Here is a 6,997-nt window from a genome sequence, read left to right as displayed (position 1 = left end):
CGCCTCGCCAGAAACATCCTTCAGGCCGCCGATGCTGCCAAAGTCCCCATCAGCCATCGCATCAAGAAATGCGCCTGGAACGACGACTATCTCATCAATGCCATCACTCATATGCGATAGCCCTGCCCTCAAGGGGGAGATTATGCGCTCTGCCGCTTTCGCCGACAAAAAAGCCGCCAGGTTTCCCAGGCGGCTTTCGATGAATTTCTCGACGAAGTCGTTTAATTCAGCTTCGACTTCAAATCCTGCAGGGAGGCGTTGAACAGGTCGGCGCCGGCCTTGGCGTCGATCTTGCCGGCCAGCAGCGCGCGCGCGGCTTCGACCGCGATGTCGACAGCGCTGGCGCGCACTTCGCCGATCGCTTCGCGCTCGGCCTGGCCGATCTTCTGCTCGGCCAAGGCGGTGCGCCGGGCGACATAGTCCTCGGTCTTCTTGTGCGCCTCGGCGGCAAGCATGTCGGCTTCACGCTTGGCGGCGGCAACGATGGCCGCCGCCTCCTGCTCGGCTTCCTTGCGCTTGCGCTGGTATTGGCCAAGCAGCTGCTGTGCCTCTTCGCGCAACCGGCGCGCCTCCTCGAGCTCGGAGCTGATCTTGTCGGCCCGCGCATCGAGCGCCTTGGCGATCATGCCCGGCACCTTGATGTAGATGGCGATGCCGAGGAAGATTACGAGGGCAACCGTTGCCCAAAGCGTCGCGAGAGATGTGGCGTCCATGATGCGCTCCTCACCCGGCCACGGATTTGACCGCGGCCGCGATTTCGGCCTTGCTGGCCTTGCCGCCGACAAGCGCCTCGACGATGGCCGAAGCGGTGTCCTCGGCGATCGCGCCGACTTCCTTCATGGCATTGGCCTTGATGGAAGAAATACGCGCCTCGGCCTCACCAAGCTTCTGGTCAAGCGCTGCCTCGATCGTCTTGCGGGCAGCTTCGGCTTCCGCCTTGGCCGCATCGTTGGCCTGCTGACCGATCGCATTTGCCTTGCCCTTGGCTTCGGCCAATTCCTGCTCATAGGCGGCAACGGCGGCATCGGCCTCGCTTTTCAGCCGGGCAGCATGATCGAGATCCTGCGTGATGCGGTCGTTGCGAACGTCGATGATGCCGCCAACGCGCGGCATCACTACCCGTTTCAAGAAGAGGTAGAACAGCCCGAAAGTGATTGCCAGCCACACCAGCTGTGACGGGTACGTTGCCGGATTGAATGGCGGGAACGTGCCGTGCGCCTCGGCAGGCACGCCGGTGGCGGCGTGCGTGTCGGCTTCCGTTGCGGCGGGCGCGGACTCTTGCGCAAAGGCAGATGTCACGAACATGGACTATCCCCGAAATTCAGGCCCGCCGCAGGATCGCGGCCGGCCTGTTCTATTCTTCCCAATGTTCAGCCGAACAAATATTCAGCCGAACAGGGCGAGAAGCGCGATGAGAAGCGAGAAAATACCCAGCGCTTCGGTCACGGCGAAGCCGAAAATCAGGCGGCCGAACTGGCCGTCGGCGGCCGACGGGTTGCGCAGCGCGCCCGCCAGATAGCTGCCGAAGATGTTGCCGAGGCCAACGCCCGCGCCGCCCATGCCGAGGCATGCGATGCCGGCGCCGATGTACTTTGCTGCTTCTGCGTCCATTTGTTCAACTCCTTTGGATCTAAAATTCCGTTGCAAATTCGATCCGGCGGCAATGCCGGAACCTAGTTAGTGCCCGGGATGCAGGGCGTCGTTGAGATACATGCAGGTCAGCACGGCAAAGACGTAGGCCTGCAGGAACGCGACCAGCAGCTCCAGCGCCGTCAGCGCCACGGCCATCGCCAGCGGTAGAACCGAGCCCGCCACGCCGACCGCGCCGAGCGCGCTCAGGCTGACGACGAATCCCGAAAACACTTTCAGCGTGATGTGGCCGGCCAACATGTTGGCGAACAGACGAACCGACAGGCTGACCGGACGCGAGACGAAGGAAATCACCTCGATCAGCACCACCAGCGGCAGCAGGTAGACCGGCACGCCATGCGGGACGAACAGCTTCAGGAAGCCAAGGCCGTGCTTCATGAAGCCGTAGACGACGACCGTTCCGATCACCAGCGCGGCGAGGCCGAAAGTGACGATGATGTGGCTGGTGACGGTGAAGAAATACGGGAACAGGCCAAGCAGGTTGGCGACAAGCACGAACATGAACAGCGAGAACACGAACGGGAAGAACTTCATGCCCTGCGTGCCCGCGGCGTCTCTCAGCATATTGCCGACAAATTCGTAGGCCATTTCCGAGACCGACTGAAGGCGGCCCGGAACCAGGCTGCGGCTCGATGTGCTGAGATAGAGAAACGCCGCCGCGACGGCAACCGTCGCAAGCATGAACAGAGCCGAATTGGTGAAAGACAGGTCGTAGCCGCCGATGTGAATCGGAATGATCGGATGGATCTGGAACTGGTGGATCGGATCGACCTTGTCAGCAGCCACTTTAAATCCCCATCAAAGCCGCAGACGGCTTCAGCACTCTGTTCAATGCGCCGGCATGCGGCGCCTCAATTCATTCTTTCGGATCGCGCGGTTTGTCGCCCGTTCCGAATTCCGACACAAGCCCGGCTGACCGCAGGACATTGAGCACGCCGGCGCCAAAACCCAGCAGCAGCCCGACTATCAGACCCCACGGCGATGTCCCCGCCACGCGATCGATAAACCAGCCGAGAGCCGCACCGACCACTATCCCGGCGATGAACTCGCTGGACAGCTTGAGCGCCTGGCCGTACCCGGCCACACTGCCCGTTTTCGCGTCGTCTTTCCCCTCGAGCCGATCCGGCCGCCTTGTCGCAAGCGATGCTTCAAGGTCGCGCCGGCGGCGCTCAAGATCGTCGTCGCGGATGTCGGCTTCATGCTGCTTGCCGCGGCCGGTTTTGCCGGTTCCGTCTGGCCCATTCTTGTCGGCCACGCAACCCCCCTGCCCGGTCAGACCGTCACCGTCCGTCCGCTTCTTAAAGTCGCCGGCAACATAGTTAGAGGGTCCGCGCCCGTCAAGCCACGGGCGGACCTTCGAGCTCAAGTATTTTTTCGTTATGAATCAGCTACTTGCCTGGGTGCGACATCGTGCCCGACGCGGTCTCCGGCGGGCTGCGGCCGAATCCCCACGGCGATGCGTCTTCCATCGGCCGCTCTCGCGGGAAAGATGCAAGGGCCGCCAGAGCGCTTAGCTCCAGCCGCCGCCATAGGTGCGGTAGAAGATGTGCAGGCCGATCCTGGTCATTTTCTGCATCGTCCGCGCCCAGCCCGGATGGACGTAGTTGGCGTAATAATGGGTCGACGAGCCGACTTCCGGAATGAAGATCTTGCCGGCTGTGACGGCCATGGCGACATCCTGGGCGGTCTTGTAGGCAGCGGGGTTGTCGATCCGCTTCTTCCTGCCGTCGCAGGCGAAGGAAAACTGACAGCGGTTGAACCAGTTGTCGTTCTGGTAGACAACGCCGCAGATCGAGTTCGGATAGGCCGGGTTTCGGACACGGTTGAGGATGACCTGGGCGACGGCGGCCTGGCCGCGCACGGACTCGCCGCGCGCCTCGAAATAGATGCCGTTGGCGAGACAGGCCTGCTCCGGTTTGGAAAAGACGCTCGCCGGCAGCGGCGTCTGCATCCAAGAATGATCGCCCTTGCTCAGCGGCGGAATGAAGCGGCCATCGTTCGGGTCCTCGTCCTGCAGCAAGGCCTCGAAAGGCGATGCCTTGGCGTAATCGGGGGCAGACGAGGCATAGGCGGTCGCCAGCACGTCGGGATGATCGTTGTTGACCAGCGCGGCAAGCATCGCCGGCACGCCGGAATCCGGCTTCTTGTCGACGCGCGTGTGGAAGGAGGCCGCGATCTGGATTTCCTTGCCTTTGATCTCGGGCTGGGCGAAGGCCATCCTCAGGCTGCTGTCCATGCTTGGGCGCAGCAGCGAGGAGGTTCGCTCGAAGATCGAGCCGGCGTTGAAGTTCTTCGGCGGCGAGACGGGCGAGACCTGGATGATGCGACCCTTCTTGTCGGCACGCGTGATGCGGTTCTCGTCCGGCGTCGTGCCGGCGATGCCGCCCTTGCCGCGAAACGAAACGGCGCCGATGCCGGGCAGTTGGACGCCGGAGCCGGAGAGCGAGCCGGTGCTGCTGGAATCGAGGAAGGGCATTTCGGCTGCGTGAACGGAGCCGGCGATGGATTTCTCGACATAGGCGTTCCAGCGGACGCTCGGCGCCTCCAGGCCGGAGACCAGGCTTGTCATGTCCTGATAGGCAGCGACCGTCGGAAAGCCGATCCAGATGCCAAGGCCAATAATAAACGGAGACAGGAAGGAACGCTTTTTCTCACCGGCGGCGGCGACAAGCCGCGTCAAAACACGTCGATGCACGGAACTCTCCAGAAACGCAACGGACCCCACTGGAGAGCTACAATGATGCATTAACCTTGATGGGGCGTTAACAGCTTAGAACGTTGTTTTCCCATCTCGTGTCGAAGTCAGGCGCTTTTGCGGCTGTCCGTTGGCGGAAGAAAGATCGGCCAGGCGATCAGCGCGCAAATAGCCGCACCCAGCCAGACGCCTGCCCACGAGCAGAGCACGAGAAGCCCGGGAATGGCGATCGGCACCAGGAAGAAGGCAATGAAGACCAGGCTGTTGGCAAGGCCGAGCGCCGTTCCGGCCTGGCTGGCGCCGGCCAGCGTCGCAAGCTCGGTGTAGGCGACGCCATGCCAGGAGGAGACGCAGATGCCGGCCACGACGAGCATCGCAACGATCGCCAGCGACAGCATCGGCGCTTGGCCTGACAAGAGTTGGGCCGAAAACAAGACGAGCGCCGCAAGCACGGTGAAGGCGGCCACGCTCAGCATGCTGCACAGACGCAGGAACGACCGGCGGTTGCCGTGACGGTCGGTGTAGCGGCCGCTCCAGACGCGCATGACCATGGCGCCGACCTGCACGGCAGCCAGGCTGGCGCTGATCACGGCTGTTCCCATGCCGGCAAAATCATGCAGGAAGACGGAAGCAAAGGTGAGCACGGCCACCTGTGGGAAGCACAGCAGGCCGATGGCTGTCGCGATGCGCCAGACGGCGGGGTTGCGCAGCGGCGCGGGGCCGGCCGGCTTTGCCGCGCTGCTCGAATGGGCATGGTCGTGCGCCGGCGGCTCATGCAGCCAGCGCCAGGCGAGTGAGGTCGAGACGGCGGATGCAGCCGCCAGAAATCCGAAGACCGCCGTGAAGCCATGGGCCGAAGCGAGCGACGGCAGCACCAGCGCGCCAAGCCCGCCGCCAAGCGGCACCGCCGTCTGCCTGATGCTCATGGCAAAGCCACGCTCGCCTTCGCCGAACCAGGCCATGATGGAGCGGCCGCTGGAGCCGTTGACGCTGCCGCCGAGCAATCCGGTGACCAGCAGGGCAGCGGCGAGAAGCGCGACGCCGGGAATTTGGGTTGGTGACGGCACGACCAGCGCGGCCATGACGAGCAGCCACACCGCGGTTGCGCCGAGCCCGGTCAGCAGCACGCGGCGGTCGCCCCAGCGATCGGTCAGCAGCCCCCACGGCAACTCGCTCAGCGCCACGCCCAAGCCGAGAAGGCCAAGCGCCAGACCGAGCTCGCCATTGGAGAGATGATAGCCCGAGCGCAGGAACACCGCCGTGGCCGGAATGCCGGAGAATGTCGCGGAGAAGCAGGCATTGGCGGCGACGCCGATGCCCAGCACCTTCCAGCGATGATTGGGTCGAAGCACCGCCGCCTCTGACAGGGTGGTAACGGCGGCCGGGCGACGCGGTTTGCAATCTGCTCGTGTGGCGACAGCGGACATGGTTCAGCTCCTGCATGGGCTGGTTGCGTTCGGTTCTTGACGCGCTGTCTCTACCGCCATAACTTCGTACTGAATATCAGGAAGTTTTTCAGTTAACGTCCCAAATATCAGGATTATTGCTATGCGACGCGTGACATTCGATCTCGACGTTCTGCGCAGCTTCGTTGCCGGCATGGAGCTGGGCAGCTTCGCCAAGGCCGCCGACCGGCTCGGCCGCTCGACCTCGGCAATCAGTGCGCAATTAAAGAAGCTGGAGGAGCAGGCGGCGACGCCGATCTTCCGCAAATCTGGGCGTGGCCTGGCGCTGACGGACGCGGGCGAGACCATGCTCGGCTACGCGCGCCGGCTGATCGAGCTCAATGACGAGGCCGCGTCCGCCATCCACGATGTCGAGCTGGAGGGTTGGGTACGGCTTGGGCTACAGGAGGATTTCGGCGAGGCGGTGCTGCCGGAGGTGCTCGGGCGCTTCGCCCGCGCCCATCCCAAGGTCAAGATCGAGGCCAGGATCGCACGCAGCCATGAGCTTGCCGAAAGGATCATTTCGGGCAGCCTCGATATCGCGCTTGCCTGGCACAATGGCGCGACGCTGCCCTACAGCCGGCATGTCGCCGACGTCCAGATGCGCTGGATCGGCCCGGCAAAACAGATCGAGACCTGCCTGCGCGATGGCGAGCCGTTGCCGCTGGTGGCGCTCGAAGCGCCGTGCCTGCTGCGCAGCGTGGCGACCGAGACGCTGGACCGCGCCGGCCTGGCATGGCGGATGGCCTTCTCCAGCCCGAGCCTTGGCGGCATCTGGGCAGCCGTCGCCGCGGGGCTCGGACTGACGATCCGCACCGATATCGGCCTGCCGGCCAGCGTCAGGGCGACGACGCCGGAGATCGCCGGGCTTCCCGCCTTGCCCAAGATGGCGCTGTTCCTGCATCGCAAGGAGGCCGAGCCCGACCCGATAGCGGCGCGGCTTGGCGACATCCTGCTGCAGGCGGCGCTCGAAGCGTTGCCGGGAAGTGGCGACGCGGATGGTCTGAGGAAAGCGGCTTAGCGCAGACGAGCCGAAAGGGCCGCAGGGCGCTCCATAACTTAGTCTGTCGAAGAAGCAGTAATGCTGGCGATCCCTCGCGCGCCCCTCTGTCCTGCCGGATATCTCCCCCTCGAGGGCCGCTCGAGGGGGAGATTAGCAGCTTCGCCGTCCCACCCGTCTTTCGGCGTCGGAGATTGGCTAAAAGCG

The 6,997-nt window shown here is 63.9% G+C and carries 8 protein-coding genes; 1 reads left to right on the top strand and 7 read right to left on the bottom strand.

Features of this window, described 5'->3' with window-relative positions; translation table 11 throughout:
* Nucleotides 1-221 precede the first annotated feature (221 nt).
* The 7 genes from NMG46_RS27295 to NMG46_RS27265 form a co-directional block, all read right to left on the bottom strand.
* Nucleotides 222-713: a F0F1 ATP synthase subunit B gene (locus tag NMG46_RS27295; protein ID WP_023674071.1), complete on the bottom strand. Its 492-nt coding sequence runs from the start codon at nt 711-713 to the stop codon at nt 222-224.
* Nucleotides 714-723: 10 nt separating this feature from the next.
* Nucleotides 724-1,305 carry a F0F1 ATP synthase subunit B gene (locus NMG46_RS27290; protein ID WP_254820422.1) on the bottom strand — a complete coding sequence of 194 codons (582 nt, stop codon included), beginning with the start codon at nt 1,303-1,305 and terminating at the stop codon, nt 724-726.
* A gap of 81 nt (nt 1,306-1,386) precedes the next feature.
* Nucleotides 1,387-1,611: a F0F1 ATP synthase subunit C gene (locus NMG46_RS27285; RefSeq protein ID WP_254820421.1), complete on the bottom strand. Its 225-nt coding sequence runs from the start codon at nt 1,609-1,611 to the stop codon at nt 1,387-1,389.
* Nucleotides 1,612-1,677: 66 nt separating this feature from the next.
* The gene (locus tag NMG46_RS27280; RefSeq protein ID WP_254820420.1) at nt 1,678-2,436 is read right to left on the bottom strand and encodes a F0F1 ATP synthase subunit A; all 759 of its coding nucleotides are present in this window, start codon (nt 2,434-2,436) and stop codon (nt 1,678-1,680) included.
* Nucleotides 2,437-2,506: 70 nt separating this feature from the next.
* Nucleotides 2,507-2,905, bottom strand: coding sequence for an AtpZ/AtpI family protein (locus tag NMG46_RS27275; protein ID WP_254820419.1), 399 nt, complete (start codon nt 2,903-2,905; stop codon nt 2,507-2,509).
* Between the two features lie 255 nt (nt 2,906-3,160).
* Nucleotides 3,161-4,345 carry a cell wall hydrolase gene (locus NMG46_RS27270; RefSeq protein WP_254820418.1) on the bottom strand — a complete coding sequence of 395 codons (1,185 nt, stop codon included), beginning with the start codon at nt 4,343-4,345 and terminating at the stop codon, nt 3,161-3,163.
* A 107-nt stretch (nt 4,346-4,452) separates the two neighbouring features.
* Nucleotides 4,453-5,772 carry an MFS transporter gene (locus tag NMG46_RS27265; RefSeq protein ID WP_254820417.1) on the bottom strand — a complete coding sequence of 440 codons (1,320 nt, stop codon included), beginning with the start codon at nt 5,770-5,772 and terminating at the stop codon, nt 4,453-4,455.
* Between the two features lie 121 nt (nt 5,773-5,893).
* Between NMG46_RS27265 and NMG46_RS27260 the strand changes: the two genes are divergently transcribed.
* Entirely contained in the window at nt 5,894-6,811 is a 918-nt protein-coding gene (locus tag NMG46_RS27260; RefSeq protein ID WP_254820416.1) for a LysR substrate-binding domain-containing protein, read from the top strand.
* The last annotated feature ends 186 nt before the right edge of the window (nt 6,812-6,997 follow it).

It is taken from the genome of Mesorhizobium sp. LMG 17147 (assembly GCF_024297145.1).
Lineage (GTDB): Bacteria > Pseudomonadota > Alphaproteobacteria > Rhizobiales > Rhizobiaceae > Mesorhizobium.
Note: the sequence above shows the minus strand (reverse complement) of the source record. Positions and strands in the feature narration are given on the sequence as shown.